This window comes from Bizionia sp. M204 (assembly GCF_023205095.1).
Lineage (GTDB): Bacteria > Bacteroidota > Bacteroidia > Flavobacteriales > Flavobacteriaceae > Algorimicrobium > Algorimicrobium hallyeonense.
Window position 1 is genome coordinate 1,911,996 of the sequence record NZ_CP046242.1, and the last position, 15,791, is coordinate 1,927,786.

Below are 15,791 nucleotides of genomic sequence, written 5' to 3' on the forward strand. Positions count from 1 at the left end.
ACCGATAATCCTTTTAAAAAAAGCTTTTAATAACAACTCATAGTAGGATATCTGTTTTGAATATAAAATCAACATAAAAATTTGAAGTATCTTTGTCCTAAATACACCATTCATGTCATTTACAGACCTAAAACTTATTGACCCACTTTTAAAAGCCATTGAAGAACAAGGTTATACGCAACCCACGGCTGTGCAATTACAGACTATTCCGCAGGTTCTAGCCGGAAAAGATGTTATAACATCTGCGCAAACTGGCACAGGAAAAACAGCGGCTTTTGCTTTACCTATTTTGCAATTACTATCTGAAAAACAAGACACACCGCGTGGTAACAGAACCATTAAAGCGCTCATTGTTAGTCCTACACGTGAATTAGCCTTGCAAATTGGCAATAATTTTAAAGCGTATGGCCGTCATACAAATTTACGAACAACAGTTATTTTTGGAGGTATTTCAGAAAAACCTCAAGTGGATGTTTTAACTAAAGGTGTTGATATTTTAATTGCTACTCCTGGTCGTTTAATTGATTTGGAAAAACAAGGTATTATTAATTTAGACGATGTAGAAGTCTTGGTATTAGATGAAGCCGATTTAATGTTAGATATGGGATTTATTGATGATGTGAAACATATTGATAACCTTTGTCCCAAGGAAAAACAAATTCTTCTGTTCTCGGCAACGATGCCTTATAAAGTAGAACAATTAGCACATACTATTTTAAAATGGCCTGAACGTATTGAAGTCACCACCACGTCTTCAGCTGCTAAAAACATTGGACAAGTACTATATTATGTACCGAAACGCAATAAAATAGAATTGTGTTTGCATTTACTTCGCAACGAAATAGAAGGCAGCATTTTAATTTTTAGACGTACAAAATTTGGTGTGGATAAGTTAGAAGGTGCCTTAACTAAAAACGGCTATAAAGTAGAAACGATTCATGGTGATAAATCGCAAACCGACAGACAAGAAGCTCTTAAAAAGTTTAAAAATGGCCTGGTAAACATTCTAATTGCAACAGATGTAGCAGCTCGTGGTATTGATATTAGTGAATTGGATGCCGTAATTAATTTCGATTTACCAAACATTCCAGAAACCTATATTCACCGTATTGGTAGAACAGGTCGTGCAGGAAGTTCAGGTATGGCCTATTCGTTTTGTGGAGCTGATGAAAAAAACTATGTAACAACAATTCAGCAGCTGCTTCAAATAGCAATTCCTGTTGAAGAAAGCCATCCATATCCATTAGATCCTAAAGCGAAACCTATAACTCACAAGTCTAAAGATTCTGGTAGTAAACATAAGAAAGGACGAAAAAGTGTGGCTTCCAAAAAGAAGAAGAAACGCTGGTATTAATCTCAAATTTAAAAACATTGTAGGCCGTTTTGGTTCTACATTCATTTTTATAAATTGTATCTTTAATTTTTAATACCTGATAATTAGAGATGTTCAAATACTATTCAATCCTATTTTTTCTTGGTTTCACCACTTTAGGAATCGCCCAAATAAGCATTAAAGACAGTAAATCTGAAACGCCTATTTCCTATGCCACTATCTCTTTTGGCGATGGTCAAGGCTTATTTGCGGACGATGAAGGTCTATTTATTTTCACCGAAAAACTGTACGCTGATATTGACACCTTATATATTTCCGCTTTAGGGTATACAAACAAAACGGTTGCAACTTCTGGTCTAGGTAAAATTATTCTATTGGATGAAGAAGTCAGCGAATTGGATGAGGTGATTCTAATTGCCGAAGGTAGAAAGTTTAAAGAAGAAACCTTAAAACCCTATTTGGATGATGATTATTATAACTGTTGGTTACCAACTATTGAATCGGAAATTGCCGTATTTTTCAACAATCCGGATCCCGCACTAACAAAAATAAGCACCATTCATTTTCCAATAACGCTAGAATCTAAAGATTGGGATAAACGAAACCGTAAAAACGCTGATAAAAAACCTTTCTCTACCCTATTTAAGGTGAAGTTTTATAAAAATGATAAAGGAACACCTGGTCAAGTATTAACCTATGAAAACATTGTTTTTCGGGCTACAGAAAAAGGAGGCGATGTTTATAATTTAGACGTCAGTGCTTATAATATAACCATTCCGAAGGACGGTTTTTTTGTATCACTTCAAGTTTTAGGATACACAGATAAATCCGGAAAATTACTGCCAAACAAAAAATACAAGGAATTAAAAGGACCTGAAGGAACCGTAAAAATACCGACGAACTTCAGACCATTATTGCCATTTACAGACGAAATAAGCTTGCATAACACCTATATAAAACGCGTTTTTATTGGTGGCAATAATTGGATCCAGTTTAAACAAGGCAATATAGAATCCGGCTTACTTAAAAAAGGACTGAATAATTACGGAATTGGATTCACATATAAAGTGTATAAAGATGAATAATCCTTGGCATGTATACCTCATGGCTGGCATGTATATCCTTGCTGGTGTTATGCATTTTGTAAAACCTAATATCTACATGCGTATCATGCCGCGCTATTTACCAAACCATAAAATACTGGTTTATATTAGTGGTTTAGCAGAAATAATTTTCGGTTTGGCTCTGTGTTTACCAGGAACAAGATCATTCGCCATTTACGGTATTATTGCTATGTTAATCGTATTTTTATTGGTGCATTTCTATATGCTTTCTAGCCAAAAAGCATCTGCAGGTATTCCCAAATGGATTTTAGTTTTACGAATTCCGCTACAATTTGGATTGATGTATTGGGCCTGGTGGTATTTATAAATATTCAAAATAATGGTTGAATATCTATTCAACGACAAAATCAAAATACCGATTTGGAAATGGTTCACCTCGTAGTGTAAAGTGCCACCATTCTTTTGGATAATTCCGGAAGCCATGCTTTTGCATAACGCGTTGCAATAGTTGGCGATTTTCCTTTTGAATTTCTGATAAATTCTGATATGCAACCCAAGATGGTTCCCCAAAAAAATCATACGGACTTCCCATGTCCAAAGGTTCTAAGGTATTTGCGTCAATAATAGTTAAATCCACTGTGCTACCCCGACTATGCCCTGACCGTGACGCGATATAACCATCACGAAACAAATGCTGTTTTTCTACTTGAGGATAAAAAGATGCTTTCATACGAACATCCTCTAAATCTTTAGCCCAACTTATAAAATAATTTACAGCACGCTGTGGTCTATAGGCATCATAAACACGTAAACATAAATTTTGTTCCGCCAATTCATCTTGAACTTTTTTCAATGCATCTGCTGTTGGTTTAGTTACAATTAAAGTATTAGTTTTATAACCTGTAATGGTATCACCAACAAAATTATTACTGGAATAATAGCGCAATTCCACATCAATATCAGGAATTACAGATTCAGCATATACAAACCCTTTTGGCAATGTTTGCTTTTGCGTAAACGCCAAGCTAACCACAACGACGAGAAATAATAGTATTTTGCTTTTCATAATCACTCTACTAATTTATAAAAAAATACGCGATGGACTTATTTTCTTCTAATAAAACTGTTTTTAAATTACCCCAAGCCGAACTGATTTATGTACCTCATTTTTATAGCCCACAAAAAGCCAGCGATTTATTTATCGCTCTTAAAGATAACTGTACTTGGCAGCAAGATGAAATTACAGTATTTGGCAAAACCCATCCGCAACCACGGCTTACAGCTTTATATGCAGACAATAAGCAAAGCTACTCCTATTCTAATATAACCATGTATCCAGAAATATTTACCGATGAATTATTGGATATTAAAACCGATATTGAAAACGAGGCCAATGCCAAATTTACTACAGTTTTACTAAACAGGTATCGAAATGGTTCTGATAGCAATGGTTGGCATGCGGATAATGAAAACGAACTAGGCATAAATCCTATAATTGCATCGTTAAGTTTAGGTGCTTCCAGGTATTTTCATTTTAAACATCGAACTATAAAAACAGAACGTCATAAGCTACTATTAGAATCCGGAAGTTTACTTATTATGGCCGGAGAAATGCAGCAGTATTGGCTTCATCAAATTCCGAAAACTAAAAAAAATGTTGGCGAACGAATTAATTTAACGTTTCGAAAAATAGTGTAACAAAAAAAACCGAGGTCCCTCAACCTCGGTTTCGTTTTTATTTGCTTTATTATTATGCTGTTAGATTTAGGGTCTCTAGTATCAACGACATAATGCAAATATTAATTAATTAATCCATTGAACTAAAAAGTATGTCTTTTAGTACACTTCAAATATAAAATTACTTTTTAATCGCAACGTTTAAAAGCTTATATTTTCGATGAAATACATCTTTTTTTAACATTTATCGACTAAATATCATTTTTACCCGACGAAACGCACATTTATTCATTCGTAATTTTAGATTAAATTTTAAAAGAGACATATCTAAAAATTGTAATTTTACGTTGTATGTGATAAACGTAATATTATTCAATTTCAATATCCTTATACTATGAAATTATTTATTTCCATTTTAACACTTTTATTTGCACTACCAGTATTTGCACAAGAACCTACTACCATTCAAACAGAAATTGAAGTATCACCTTTTGTTGATGGTTCTCTATTAGAACCAAAAGATGCTAGTAAAAATATTTTAGCGATTATCATTGGAGATTATGGTCCAACTGATAGAAATGGAAATCAGAATTTTCAAAAAAATAACAACCTTAAAAAAATAGCTTATAGTTTAGCTGCAAATGGCATCAGTTCCTTTAGATATGATAAACGCATTGTAAAACAAATTTTAAAAGGTCGTGTAAATGCACGATTGACTTTTGATGATTATATTAAGGATGCCAAAGATGTAGTAAACTATTTTGTTAAAAAAGATAATTACGCATCTATTTATATAATAGGTCACGGTCAAGGTAGTTTGATAGGTATGTTGGCTACTGACGAAAATATTGCAGGACTTATTTCGTTAGGTGGTTCTGCTAAAAGCATTGACCAAGTTATATTAGAACAAATTGAACAAACGGCTCCTGGATTAAAACCAGATGCGGAACGTGTTTTTAGTGTGTTGAAGTCTGGAAAAACAACAACGGATTTTCCACAAGCACTCTCCAATATCTTTAGTTTAGACACCCAAGACTTTATGGGTAATTGGATGCAATACCATCCTGTAGAAATTATTAAAACTCTAAATAGTCCTGTATTAATTATTAATGGCACTAAAGATTTACAAGTTTCTTTAGCGGAAGCGCAAGAACTTCAAGATGCTGCCAAACAAGGAACTTTAAAAAATATCACCAATATGAATCATGTGTTATTCATTATTGAAGGTGGCGATCTAGAAAATTCAAAATCTTACAATGAATCCTTCAGACCATTAGCTCCAGAACTTATTGAAACACTTACGGCGTTCATAAAATAACACACATTACTTCCTGTTAAAAAAAAAGAAAGCACTCTAAAAAGAGTGCTTTCCTTACTAACCAACCAAAAATATGAAATGTTATTGTTTTTAATTGGAGTAACCACACTCCAATTAAAGTTAAGTTACAATAACACTAATTGTATTTCAATAGTCGTGCCAAAAGTGAGTTGCGTGCTAATAAATTTATACATATCTTTATGATATCAATTTAATATCATAATAAATAACTAATCATGAAAGAAGAGAAAATTATATCACCTGCAAACGGCTACTTAATGCTATTTGTATTCCTTGCATTATTTTTTGGAAGCATTGCCACCGCTATTACCACTGAAAACCCAGCCTACATTGCCGTTGTTGTGTTGGCATTATTTATTGCGCCTGGCTTTATTATGGTACAGCCTAATGGTTCTCGCGTTTTACTATTGTTTGGAAAATATGTTGGCACCATTAAGGACAATGGATTTTATTGGACGAATCCATTTTATACCAAGAAAAAAATATCATTACGCGCGAGTAATTTTGACAGTGAAAGGCTGAAAGTCAACGATAAACTCGGAAATCCTGTCATGATTAGCACCATTTTAGTGTGGCGTGTTCAAAATACCTACAAAGCTGCCTTTGATGTGGATAATTATGAAAATTTTGTCCGTGTACAAACCGATGCAGCGGTAAGAAAACTAGCCAGTATGTATCCTTATGACAATTTTGCGGACGAAGGTTTGGACGAAGATATTACCTTGCGCTCTAGTTTAAATGAAGTCAGTGTAGCTTTAGAAAAAGAAATAGACGAGCGTTTGTCTATTGCAGGTATTGAAGTATTGGAAGCAAGAATTGGTTATTTAGCCTACGCCCAAGAAATTGCTAATGCCATGTTAAAACGTCAGCAAGCAACGGCTATTGTTGCAGCAAGACATAAAATTGTGGAAGGCGCTGTAAGCATGGTTGAAATGGCTTTAGATGAATTAAGCAAGAAAGACATTGTCCATTTAGATGATGAACGTAAAGCGGCTATGGTTAGTAATTTAATGGTTGTTTTATGTGGTGATAAAGATGCTTCTCCAATTGTAAACGCTGGCACATTAAACATGTAAAGCCTACTTCAATTAAAAAAGAGCACTTTCAATCATTATAAATTAATTTCAAGAACTCTAATTCCTTATGAAAGAATATAAAGTTGAAGTACCACAGTTAGGTTGGCGCAACCGCATGCAAAGTTTTGAAGATCTAATTAATCAATATGGTCGTGAAGGCTGGCGTGTAATCCACATAGCTCAAAATTATACGAGTGTTGTTTTTGAACGTGATAAAAACAGATAATTATGAAAAAAATAAATTTATTGCTACTTCTTCTTTGCGCAAGCCAATTAATCATAGCGCAAGGAACAATTGCTTCGGAAGACATTATGCTAAAAAACGATAGTATTATTCTTCCCGGCACCTTAACCTATAATAAGGAATTAAAAAAGCAGCCTTTGGTTATTTTTATTCATGGCTCGGGAAACGTAGACCGAAATGGAAACCAATTAGGTTTGGCAAATGCCAACTATATCAAACAATTAGCTGACAGCTTAAACCAACGTAATATTGCTTTTTATAGATATGATAAACGTTCGGCCAATTGGTTGAATTTACGATTCATGATGAAAGATCTAGATTTTGTTCGCTTTGCCGATGATGCTAAAATAGCCATCAATAATTTTAAAGATGATAAGCGGTTTTCTAGCATCACACTTATTGGGCACAGTCAAGGCTCATTAGTAGCTATGTTAGCTTCAACTGATTATGTAGACAAATACGTATCATTAGCTGGTCCAGCCGACCCTATCGATGTCATTATGACCAAACAATTCAAAATTCAAAATGACACATTAGGTCTTAAAACCGAAGCGCATTTTAAGGAATTACGAGAAACGGGAAGTATAGAAAACGTAGACTCTGAATTAGCAGCTATTTTTGTAAAACCAAATCAAGGTTTTTTTAAGACATGGATGATTTATAATCCTTCCGAAGAATTAAAAAAACTATCTATACCTATTTTAATTTTAAATGGGGATAAAGATTTACAGGTTTTTGAAAGCGATGCTGAAGCCTTACATCAAGCAAATCCAAAGTCGGAATTAGTCATTATTCCCAATATGAATCATGTGTTAAAACACATTGAAAAGGATGAAGACAATGAGAAATCCTATAAATCACCAGATTATCCACTATCGGAAACATTAATAAACACCCTTGAAATATTTATAAAAAAATAGCATGTCCAAGAAAAAAGCTTTTGCATTACGAATGAATGAAGAGATGCTCAGAGCCGTTGAGAAATGGGCTTCCGACGAGTTTAGGAGCACCAATGGCCAAATTGAGTGGATGCTTATGCAATACTTAAAAGAAAATAATAGATTGCCAAAATCGAAAAAAAATACTTCAAATAAAAGCGACTCCTAAAGGCGCTTTTTTTAACCCGTTTATTTTGGTATTTTGCAGCACAAAATAATAAGCAACCATGCAAGAACCACTTTTTACGAATGACACAATTGTCTTTGGACTTTTAATGCTCACACTCGGATTCATTTTTTACACGGAATCTATAAAAACAGGTTTTTGGCCTAAATTCTACAAAATAGTACCAGGTTTATTTATGGCATACATGCTACCTGCTGTATTAACAACTTCTGGACTTATTGCCCCGGAATGGGAAACCGTCAACGAAGCCGGCGAAATAACAAAAGATAGCACCAGTTTATACTATATGGCGAGTCGGTATTTACTACCTGCAGCCTTGGTATTAATGACACTAAGCATTGATTTAAAAGCCGTATTTAATTTAGGTTGGAAGGCATTAGTTATGTTTTTAACTGGAACATTAGGTATTGTAATTGGCGGTCCAATTGCAATCCTACTAATATCTTTGGTCTCGCCTGAAACCGTAGGAGGAGCTGGACCAGATGCAGTTTGGAGAGGTTTATCAACACTGGCAGGAAGCTGGATTGGTGGTGGTGCCAACCAAACGGCCATGTTAGAAATATACCAATACAACCAATCAGAATATGGAAAAATGGTATTTGTGGATATTGTGGTTGCCAATATATGGATGGCCATTATTTTAATTGGTATTGGGCGTTCTAAAGCTATAGACAAATGGTTACGTGCAGACAATTCAGCTATAGAGGCTTTAAAAGAAAAAGTTACATCATTTTCTAAAAGTGTTAATCGTAATCCATCATTAACGGATATAATGATTATTGTAGCTATTGCATTTGGAACTGTAAGTATTGCTCATATTGGCGCAAACTTTCTTGCACCATTTTTCAGTGATGTAGTTAGTGGTATTGAGTCTAATACTTTGAGAAATACATTTACATTTTTAGATTCACAATTTTTCTGGATGATTAGTATTGCCACTTTAATAGCCATTTTGTTGTCTTTTACAAAAGCAAAAAACTACGAAGGTGCTGGAGCCAGCAAATTTGGTTCTGTATTTATTTATATTCTAGTGGCTTCCATAGGCATGAAAATAGATTTAGCATCAATTTTTGATAATCCAGGACTAATTGCTGTTGGTTTAATTTGGATGAGTATCCATGCCATATTATTGATTATCGTGGCCAAAATTATTAGAGCACCTTACTTCTTTTTAGCCGTAGGAAGTCAAGCCAATGTTGGTGGTGCAGCTTCTGCTCCTATTGTAGCTTCGGCTTTTCACCCATCTTTAGCTACAGTTGGCGTTTTGCTAGCTGTGTTTGGGTATGCTATTGGAACTATTGCGGCAATTGGTTGTACAATTTTAATGCGATTAGCAGCCGTTGGTTAGTATTTAAACAATAATTATAAGATATTTGCGCCCTAAAATTTAAAATAACCAATGAAGCATTCATTTATAGTATTAGCACTTTTATTGTTAATTTCTTGTGGAAAAGACCAACATGATTTAACCGTAAAAGGAACCATAAAAGATTTAAAAAAAGGCACTTTATACCTACAGAAAATTCAAGATTCAACTTTAATTACAGTAGACTCTTTAACCATTAATGGCGAATCTACTTTTGAACTTCATGCGGATTTAGAATCTCCTGAAGTATTCTTTCTGCATTTAAATAAAACGAATGAAGATGCTTATGGCAAAATCCCTTTTTTTGCTGATAAAGGTGTGACAGAAATTAACACCACATTAAAAAACTTCGAATTAAATCCGGAAATTAAAGGTTCCAAGCAGCAAGTCATTTTTGAAACTTATTTAAAAATGATGGATCGTTATAACGATAAAAATCTGGAATTAATTAAAGCTGAGTTTGATGCTAAATTTCAAAAGGATTCGATTTTAATTGCTAATAATTTGAAAGCTTATGAGAATCTCCTTAAAAGCAAGTATTTATATACCGTGAATTTTGCCATTCAAAACAAAGACAGTGATGTAGCACCATACGTAGCATTAACTGAAATTTATGATGCGCAAATAAAATGGTTAGACACCATAAATAAGGCGTTAACACCAGAAATTAAAGCTTCCAAATATGGTAAGGAATTGGATGCTTATATTAAAGAGCGAAAAGCAAATTAAACTCATTCTAATTCAAATGCATCTTTATGGCGACACGGTTCACTGTAACATAACATAATTTAAAAATATCATGAAGGCGTTAAAAGTTTTAAGTTTCTTGTTAGTGTGTGTAGTCACCCACATGAGTTATGGGCAAGATTACACCTTCGATAAAAAAGTTACAAGTAAATTTTTAGGTCATACACGGGTGTTTTTCTTTAACTCAAAAGATGATTCTTTTTTTATGGAAGTATTTAATCGTGAGGAACTAGTTGTTTCAAGAATATTTGATTTAAAGATAAAACAACAGCATTATCTTTATGAAAATCCGGTGGACTCTCAAAAACTAACTTATTTAAAAACGGATTCTTTATTAAGTAAGGTACGAAACTATACGTTTGAATTTGTTGAATCGAAATCAGATAACATTGCGGAAACAAGTGAGGTCATATTTAAAATTTTCAATGCAGAAAATAAGCGAATAGCCAAATATAAGTTAACCGTTAAAAAAGCTGACCAAAGTTTGTTTCATTTGTACAAATTATCCACTCTAGAGACATTGCTAGGAATGGAAATAAAACCACCGTTCAATTTTATCGTTTTAAAAGCAAAAGGAACAAACACGCATGGAAACTCAACGAAATACTTGCTGGAATCAATTGAAAACATCAACAAAACCATTAAAGTTCCTAAATGACAACTTCAAACTATTTTATATATTATAAAAAGTTTTATAATTTCATTTAACTATACGTAAGACAGGCCTCTCATTCCAAGAAAACTATATAAACAAAAAAAACTCCAACCTATTTCTAGTATTGGAGTTTAAACTTTAGAGCCGATGGAGGGACTCGAACCCACGACCTGCTGATTACAAATCAGCTGCTCTAGCCAGCTGAGCTACATCGGCAAAAGAAGCTGCAAATATAATCCTGAAAATTACATGTGCAACTATTTTTCTCTATTTTTTTATCCTAGTTTATTAATTTTTTCGATTAATGCACGTCCTTTTTCTTCAAGTTCCGCATTAATAGCTTTAAAGTGTGCTTTTTTATCTTCAACACTTCTATCGTTTACTTTAACAATTAAGGTATCAAACGTTGCGATTGCTTCGTCAATAATTGCTTCACTCTTTTTTGTATCCTTGTCTGTGTTTGAGTATTCCCAAACATAAACTGCTTCAATAATATCACCTAATACATAATTGATGTCTTTTTTTAGGTCTCTTTTATTTGCCATAATAGTAATTTTAAAATTTTTACAAAAGTAGTTAATTTAATTGTATTCCCGCCGTTTAGATGTGCTATTTAAATACAAAGAAATTATTTTTTATTTACACGTAAACTTCTAGCAATGTGGCGTTATCAGTTACTAATTCAAAATCCTTTAAGGCGGCTGGGAGTAATACAGTTTCGCCAGTTTGCAAAGCCGTGCTAAAACCATTTGCTTTTACCAAGAGTTGTCCAGCCACACACATATAAATAATGAATGAATCCTTCGTATTTCTTTTTATAAGTGGCTCGGATAATTTCAAATAATTAACGGTAAAATATGGACAGGTTACCATAGAATTGTCCTTATTTTTTACTTTTGAATAATTAACTCTGAAATTTTCAGGCATATTAAAGTCGAAAGCTTCCAAAGCTAAATCAATATGAAGTTCACGCTCGTTTCCTGCATCATCTACCCGATCCCAATCGTAAACTCGATACGTAATATCACTTGTTTGTTGTATTTCTGCTAGCAATACGCCTGATCCAATAGCATGAACTCTACCAACATCAATGAAATAAGCGTCGCCTGTTTTAACCGTATCAAAATTTAAAATTTCTGGGAGCGTTTTGTTTTCTAAATGCTTCAGATAGGTTTCTGAGTTCATTGGTTGATTAAACCCAACAATTAAATTCGCATCTTGATCCGCTTGCATTACATACCACATTTCGGTTTTACCAAAGGAATTGTGGCGTTTGGCGGCTAATGTATTATTAGGATGCAACTGAATGGATAAATCCTCCTTGGCATCAATAAATTTAATAAGCAAAGGAAAGGTGTTTCCAAATTCCGCATAATTTTGTTTGCCTATCAAATCATTTTTATAAGTACTTAATAAATGCTTTAGGGATTGACCTTTTAAACTCCCATTAGCAACCATAGAAACATCGCCTTCCACATCACTTATCTCCCAACTTTCACCCACATTTTTTACCGTTGACGGCTTATTGAGAATGCTTTTCAACTTCTCGCCTCCCCAGATTTTATCTTTTAAAATAGGACTGAATTTTATAGGATAGAATTGATTTTTCATTATTTATCTGAATAGGTTACAAAATTCCGAGGTGTCTCATAAAGGGTAACCTCAAGGTCTAAATTAGCATCTAAATGCGGTCGTAACTTATTAAAAATGACAATCACAATATTTTCAGCTGTAGGGTTTAAATCTTGAAATTCAGGAACATCAAGATTTAGGTTTTTATGATCGAAAGCATCTTCAATTTCAGACTTTATTAAATCCTTTAAAATTTTCACATCAACAACATATCCTGTTTCTTGATCAATTTCACCAGTAACACTCACAATCATATCGTAATTATGACCATGAAAACTAGGGTTATTACATTTGCCAAAAACAGCATCATTCTTCTGATCTGACCAGTCTTTACGGTACAAACGATGAGCTGCATTAAAATGTGCTTTTCTACTTACGGTTACTCTCATTGTTCTGCAATATTAATGTGTTCATAAAATTTTTGAAAAATAATTTTGAACCAAGCTGTATATAAATCTGGCTGACGCTTCATATCTTCTTTTATAGAGTCTAGAGCCATCCATTTCCAAGCTGCTACTTCTTCAGGGTTTATTTCAGGAGCATCGTTAAAATAGCCTATCATAATATGATCAAATTCATGTTCAGTTAAGCCATTGTCAAAAGGCGCTTTGTAAATAAATGAAATAGACTCTTCCAAATCCGTTACAAACCCCATTTCTTCTTGAAGCCGACGTTTTCCGGCATCAATATTACTTTCACCATCACGTTGATGGCTGCAACAAGTATTTGCCCATAATCCAGGAGAATGGTATTTGTGCATAGCACGTTGCTGAATCATTAACTCCTTTTTATCATTAAAAACGAATACTGAAAATGCACGATGCAATAATGCTTTTTCATGAGCTTCCATTTTGCCCATAAGCCCAATTTGCTCATCATTTTCATTAACTAAAATTACTTGTTCTTCAATCATAACGTAAAAATACCATTCATAAAATTAAAAATACAACAAACTTATCACAAAAATAAAAAGCCCACAAAGCATAACATTTTTTGCATAGATAAAATGTATCTTTGCTACCCATTTTAAAACAGAATATGAGTTTTACATCAGAGATAAACAGACGACGTACTTTTGGTATTATTTCGCATCCAGATGCCGGAAAAACCACCTTAACCGAAAAATTATTATTATTTGGTGGTGCTATTCAAGAAGCAGGTGCTGTAAAAAGCAACAAGATTAAAAAAGGTGCAACTAGTGATTTTATGGAAATTGAACGCCAACGTGGAATATCTGTTGCAACTTCCGTTTTGGCTTTTGAATATGATGGTATTAAAATTAATATTTTAGATACACCTGGACACAAGGATTTTGCGGAAGATACCTTTAGAACTTTAACCGCTGTGGATAGTGTAATTGTGGTGATTGATGTGGCCAAAGGTGTGGAGGAACAGACGGAAAAATTAGTTGAAGTTTGCCGAATGCGTAATATTCCTATGATTGTTTTCATCAACAAAATGGATCGTGAAGGTAAAGATGCTTTCGATTTATTAGATGAAGTTGAACAGAAATTAGGCTTAAGTGTGGTACCTTTAAGCTTTCCTATAGGAATGGGTTATGACTTTAAGGGTATTTACAATTTATGGGAAAAGAATATCAACCTATTTAGTGGTGATAGTCGAAAAGATATTGAAGAAACAATTGAAATTTCTGATTTACAATCTAGTGAAATAGATAAACTAATTGGTGAAAAAGCTGCTAACACCCTTCGAGAAGAAGTGGAATTAGTGGAAGGTATTTACCCAACTTTTGATAGAGACAGTTATTTAAGCGGGCAGCAACAACCTGTATTTTTTGGTTCTGCTTTAAATAATTTTGGTGTAAGAGAATTGTTGGATTGCTTCGTAGAAATTGCACCAAAACCAAGACCAAAACAAAGCGAAGAACGCCTAGTTAAACCTGCCGAAAAGAATTTTACCGGTTTCGTATTTAAAATTCATGCCAATATGGATCCGAATCATCGAGACCGTTTAGCATTTATTAAAATTGTTTCTGGAAAATTTGAGCGTAATAAGCCCTATTTACATGTTAGAAATAACAAGAAATTAAAATTTTCAAGTCCAAATGCTTTTTTTGCCGAAAAGAAAGAAATTGTAGATACCTCTTATCCTGGAGATATTGTAGGATTGCATGATACTGGTAATTTTAAAATTGGTGATACCTTGACTGAAGGTGAAATTATAAACTACAAAGGTGTGCCAAGTTTTAGTCCAGAACATTTTAGATATATTAATAATGCCGATCCATTAAAATCTAAACAATTATACAAAGGAATTGATCAATTAATGGATGAAGGCGTTGCGCAATTATTTACGTTAGAACTTAACGGCCGAAAAGTAATTGGAACTGTTGGTGCTTTACAGTATGAGGTTATTCAATACCGTTTAGAGCATGAATATGGCGCTAAATGTACCTATGAAAACCTGAACGTTCATAAGGCCTGTTGGGTTGAGGCCAAGGATAAAAAAAGTGATGAATACAAAGAATTCATTCGTGTGAAACAACGCTTTCTAGCCAAAGACAAACAAGATCAGTTAGTATTTTTAGCGGATTCGCCATTCTCTTTACAGATGACCCAGCAGAAATATCCGAACATTAAATTCCACTTTACATCTGAATATTAGTTAAGTATAAGCAGCTGTTAATCGAAAAAACTTTGTAAAAATTTGTATTTAATCGAATTTTTAATACATTTAATCGATAGGTACATGTGTAAAATGCCACCTGTTTATTTATTTTTAGTCTAGAATAACCCCAAATTATTAATTACTATGAGAACTAAAGACCAGTTTTTCAGTAATAAGAATATTACTGTAACCTACAGTCCAACTAGATGCATAAATGCGGAGCGTTGTGCACAAGAGCTTTCTAGTGTATTTAGGCAGAGCGTAATACCTTGGATAGACTTGGAAGGGGACAGTGATGAGAATATTATTAGCCAAGTAAAGAAGTGCCCTTCCGGTGCTTTACAATTTTCCCTAAACAAAAAGCAGGCATCTTAATAGAAATGTTTTAAACTAAAAAAACCTTTAATTAAAAGGTTTTTTTTAGTTTAAGCTTGACCAGTAGGACCAAAATTAAGAGGAATTGGAGGTTGCTCGTTAAAAAAATATCGAGAACCTCTCACTATACACCATTCAATTTGTTTACGCAATTATTTTTAAGCTTGACCCGTAGGACCAAAATTAAGAGGAATTGGAGGTTGCTCGTAATCTTTGATTTCACCATGGGCATTTTCAAAACGCGTCACGTTTTCGCCTAAAGCTTTCAATAAACGCTTGGCATGTTGTGGAGTTAAAATAATACGAGATTTCACCTTACTTTTAGGTGTACCTGGCATAACGCTAACAAAATCTACTACAAATTCCGAAACGGAATGATTAATTATAGCTAGATTGGAATAAGTCCCTTCTGCTACTTTCTCATCAATTTCAATATTTATCTGTCCTTGTTTTTTCTGATTTGGATTATCACTCATAATAGTATATTATAAAAAAATAGCGTGAATTTCTTCACGCTATTTTTAGTTTAT

Annotated in this window: 20 protein-coding genes and 1 tRNA gene; 14 read left to right on the top strand and 7 right to left on the bottom strand. The window is 33.6% G+C overall.

Annotation, left to right across the window (positions count from 1 at the left end; translation table 11 throughout):
• The first annotated feature begins 112 nt into the window (after positions 1-112).
• The 3 genes from GMA17_RS08620 (at position 113) to GMA17_RS08630 (ending at position 2,764) form a co-directional block, all read left to right on the top strand.
• Positions 113-1,354: a DEAD/DEAH box helicase gene (locus tag GMA17_RS08620; RefSeq protein WP_248395202.1), complete on the top strand. Its 1,242-nt coding sequence runs from the start codon at positions 113-115 to the stop codon at positions 1,352-1,354.
• An 89-nt stretch (positions 1,355-1,443) separates the two neighbouring features.
• Positions 1,444-2,418 carry a hypothetical protein gene (locus tag GMA17_RS08625; protein ID WP_248395203.1) on the top strand — a complete coding sequence of 325 codons (975 nt, stop codon included), beginning with the start codon at positions 1,444-1,446 and terminating at the stop codon, positions 2,416-2,418.
• Positions 2,411-2,764 (top strand): MauE/DoxX family redox-associated membrane protein, encoded by a 354-nt coding sequence (locus tag GMA17_RS08630; protein ID WP_248395204.1) that lies wholly within the window; start codon positions 2,411-2,413, stop codon positions 2,762-2,764. The genes GMA17_RS08625 and GMA17_RS08630 overlap by 8 nt, the downstream gene beginning before the upstream one ends.
• A gap of 24 nt (positions 2,765-2,788) precedes the next feature.
• Here GMA17_RS08630 and GMA17_RS08635 read toward each other — a convergent pair whose 3' ends face one another.
• Positions 2,789-3,463 (bottom strand): M15 family metallopeptidase, encoded by a 675-nt coding sequence (locus tag GMA17_RS08635; RefSeq protein WP_248395205.1) that lies wholly within the window; start codon positions 3,461-3,463, stop codon positions 2,789-2,791.
• A 32-nt stretch (positions 3,464-3,495) separates the two neighbouring features.
• On the opposite strand from GMA17_RS08635, the gene GMA17_RS08640 reads away from it, so the two are divergent.
• The 9 genes from GMA17_RS08640 (at position 3,496) to GMA17_RS08680 (ending at position 10,629) form a co-directional block, all read left to right on the top strand.
• Positions 3,496-4,095 carry an alpha-ketoglutarate-dependent dioxygenase AlkB gene (locus tag GMA17_RS08640; RefSeq protein WP_248395206.1) on the top strand — a complete coding sequence of 200 codons (600 nt, stop codon included), beginning with the start codon at positions 3,496-3,498 and terminating at the stop codon, positions 4,093-4,095.
• A gap of 373 nt (positions 4,096-4,468) precedes the next feature.
• A complete protein-coding gene (locus GMA17_RS08645) occupies positions 4,469-5,392 on the top strand; it encodes an alpha/beta hydrolase (RefSeq protein ID WP_248395207.1) in 924 nt (307 codons plus the stop codon).
• Positions 5,393-5,628: 236 nt separating this feature from the next.
• A complete protein-coding gene (locus GMA17_RS08650) occupies positions 5,629-6,489 on the top strand; it encodes an SPFH domain-containing protein (RefSeq protein WP_248395208.1) in 861 nt (286 codons plus the stop codon).
• A gap of 67 nt (positions 6,490-6,556) precedes the next feature.
• Positions 6,557-6,715, top strand: coding sequence for a DUF4177 domain-containing protein (locus GMA17_RS08655; RefSeq protein ID WP_148367401.1), 159 nt, complete (start codon positions 6,557-6,559; stop codon positions 6,713-6,715).
• A 2-nt stretch (positions 6,716-6,717) separates the two neighbouring features.
• Positions 6,718-7,653: a S9 family peptidase gene (locus tag GMA17_RS08660; RefSeq protein WP_248395209.1), complete on the top strand. Its 936-nt coding sequence runs from the start codon at positions 6,718-6,720 to the stop codon at positions 7,651-7,653.
• Between the two features lies 1 nt (position 7,654).
• Positions 7,655-7,840: an Arc family DNA-binding protein gene (locus GMA17_RS08665; protein WP_248395210.1), complete on the top strand. Its 186-nt coding sequence runs from the start codon at positions 7,655-7,657 to the stop codon at positions 7,838-7,840.
• Between the two features lie 58 nt (positions 7,841-7,898).
• A complete protein-coding gene (locus GMA17_RS08670; RefSeq protein ID WP_248395211.1) occupies positions 7,899-9,206 on the top strand; it encodes a DUF819 domain-containing protein in 1,308 nt (435 codons plus the stop codon).
• A gap of 51 nt (positions 9,207-9,257) precedes the next feature.
• Positions 9,258-9,953 carry a DUF4369 domain-containing protein gene (locus GMA17_RS08675; protein ID WP_248395212.1) on the top strand — a complete coding sequence of 232 codons (696 nt, stop codon included), beginning with the start codon at positions 9,258-9,260 and terminating at the stop codon, positions 9,951-9,953.
• Positions 9,954-10,023: 70 nt separating this feature from the next.
• Positions 10,024-10,629 carry a hypothetical protein gene (locus GMA17_RS08680; protein WP_248395213.1) on the top strand — a complete coding sequence of 202 codons (606 nt, stop codon included), beginning with the start codon at positions 10,024-10,026 and terminating at the stop codon, positions 10,627-10,629.
• A 139-nt stretch (positions 10,630-10,768) separates the two neighbouring features.
• Here the strand turns inward: GMA17_RS08680 and GMA17_RS08685 are convergent.
• The 5 genes from GMA17_RS08685 to idi form a co-directional block, all read right to left on the bottom strand.
• A tRNA-Thr gene (locus GMA17_RS08685) sits at positions 10,769-10,842 on the bottom strand.
• Between the two features lie 59 nt (positions 10,843-10,901).
• Positions 10,902-11,171 (bottom strand): hypothetical protein, encoded by a 270-nt coding sequence (locus tag GMA17_RS08690; protein WP_066251171.1) that lies wholly within the window; start codon positions 11,169-11,171, stop codon positions 10,902-10,904.
• A 94-nt stretch (positions 11,172-11,265) separates the two neighbouring features.
• Positions 11,266-12,237 carry a type I phosphomannose isomerase catalytic subunit gene (locus GMA17_RS08695; RefSeq protein ID WP_248395214.1) on the bottom strand — a complete coding sequence of 324 codons (972 nt, stop codon included), beginning with the start codon at positions 12,235-12,237 and terminating at the stop codon, positions 11,266-11,268.
• Positions 12,237-12,647: a 6-carboxytetrahydropterin synthase gene (locus GMA17_RS08700; RefSeq protein ID WP_248395215.1), complete on the bottom strand. Its 411-nt coding sequence runs from the start codon at positions 12,645-12,647 to the stop codon at positions 12,237-12,239. The genes GMA17_RS08695 and GMA17_RS08700 overlap by 1 nt, the downstream gene beginning before the upstream one ends.
• A complete protein-coding gene (gene idi / locus GMA17_RS08705) occupies positions 12,644-13,171 on the bottom strand; it encodes an isopentenyl-diphosphate Delta-isomerase (RefSeq protein ID WP_248395216.1) in 528 nt (175 codons plus the stop codon). Before idi ends, GMA17_RS08700 begins: the two co-directional genes overlap by 4 nt.
• Before the next feature lie 125 nt (positions 13,172-13,296).
• Between idi and GMA17_RS08710 the strand changes: the two genes are divergently transcribed.
• Both GMA17_RS08710 and GMA17_RS08715 read left to right on the top strand, forming a co-directional pair.
• Entirely contained in the window at positions 13,297-14,883 is a 1,587-nt protein-coding gene (locus GMA17_RS08710; protein WP_248395217.1) for a peptide chain release factor 3, read from the top strand.
• 147 nt (positions 14,884-15,030) lie between these two features.
• On the top strand, positions 15,031-15,261 hold the full coding sequence (locus tag GMA17_RS08715; protein ID WP_248395218.1) for a (4Fe-4S)-binding protein: 231 nt from the start codon (positions 15,031-15,033) through the stop codon (positions 15,259-15,261).
• A gap of 158 nt (positions 15,262-15,419) precedes the next feature.
• Here the strand turns inward: GMA17_RS08715 and GMA17_RS08720 are convergent, their stop codons facing one another.
• Positions 15,420-15,737 carry a DUF3467 domain-containing protein gene (locus GMA17_RS08720; protein WP_248395219.1) on the bottom strand — a complete coding sequence of 106 codons (318 nt, stop codon included), beginning with the start codon at positions 15,735-15,737 and terminating at the stop codon, positions 15,420-15,422.
• Between the last annotated feature and the right edge of the window lie 54 nt (positions 15,738-15,791).

Coding starts and splice junctions, on each gene's coding strand:
- GMA17_RS08630 (WP_248395204.1), top strand. CDS start 2,411: ATGAATAATCCTTGGCATGTATACCTCATGGCTGGCATGTATATCCTT.
- GMA17_RS08675 (WP_248395212.1), top strand. CDS start 9,258: ATGAAGCATTCATTTATAGTATTAGCACTTTTATTGTTAATTTCTTGT.
- GMA17_RS08680 (WP_248395213.1), top strand. CDS start 10,024: ATGAAGGCGTTAAAAGTTTTAAGTTTCTTGTTAGTGTGTGTAGTCACC.
- GMA17_RS08625 (WP_248395203.1), top strand. CDS start 1,444: ATGTTCAAATACTATTCAATCCTATTTTTTCTTGGTTTCACCACTTTA.
- GMA17_RS08695 (WP_248395214.1), bottom strand. CDS start 12,237: ATGAAAAATCAATTCTATCCTATAAAATTCAGTCCTATTTTAAAAGAT.
- GMA17_RS08620 (WP_248395202.1), top strand. CDS start 113: ATGTCATTTACAGACCTAAAACTTATTGACCCACTTTTAAAAGCCATT.
- GMA17_RS08635 (WP_248395205.1), bottom strand. CDS start 3,463: ATGAAAAGCAAAATACTATTATTTCTCGTCGTTGTGGTTAGCTTGGCG.
- GMA17_RS08650 (WP_248395208.1), top strand. CDS start 5,629: ATGAAAGAAGAGAAAATTATATCACCTGCAAACGGCTACTTAATGCTA.
- GMA17_RS08660 (WP_248395209.1), top strand. CDS start 6,718: ATGAAAAAAATAAATTTATTGCTACTTCTTCTTTGCGCAAGCCAATTA.
- GMA17_RS08665 (WP_248395210.1), top strand. CDS start 7,655: ATGTCCAAGAAAAAAGCTTTTGCATTACGAATGAATGAAGAGATGCTC.
- GMA17_RS08720 (WP_248395219.1), bottom strand. CDS start 15,737: ATGAGTGATAATCCAAATCAGAAAAAACAAGGACAGATAAATATTGAA.
- GMA17_RS08640 (WP_248395206.1), top strand. CDS start 3,496: ATGGACTTATTTTCTTCTAATAAAACTGTTTTTAAATTACCCCAAGCC.
- GMA17_RS08670 (WP_248395211.1), top strand. CDS start 7,899: ATGCAAGAACCACTTTTTACGAATGACACAATTGTCTTTGGACTTTTA.
- GMA17_RS08710 (WP_248395217.1), top strand. CDS start 13,297: ATGAGTTTTACATCAGAGATAAACAGACGACGTACTTTTGGTATTATT.
- GMA17_RS08645 (WP_248395207.1), top strand. CDS start 4,469: ATGAAATTATTTATTTCCATTTTAACACTTTTATTTGCACTACCAGTA.
- GMA17_RS08700 (WP_248395215.1), bottom strand. CDS start 12,647: ATGAGAGTAACCGTAAGTAGAAAAGCACATTTTAATGCAGCTCATCGT.
- idi (WP_248395216.1), bottom strand. CDS start 13,171: ATGATTGAAGAACAAGTAATTTTAGTTAATGAAAATGATGAGCAAATT.
- GMA17_RS08715 (WP_248395218.1), top strand. CDS start 15,031: ATGAGAACTAAAGACCAGTTTTTCAGTAATAAGAATATTACTGTAACC.
- GMA17_RS08655 (WP_148367401.1), top strand. CDS start 6,557: ATGAAAGAATATAAAGTTGAAGTACCACAGTTAGGTTGGCGCAACCGC.
- GMA17_RS08690 (WP_066251171.1), bottom strand. CDS start 11,171: ATGGCAAATAAAAGAGACCTAAAAAAAGACATCAATTATGTATTAGGT.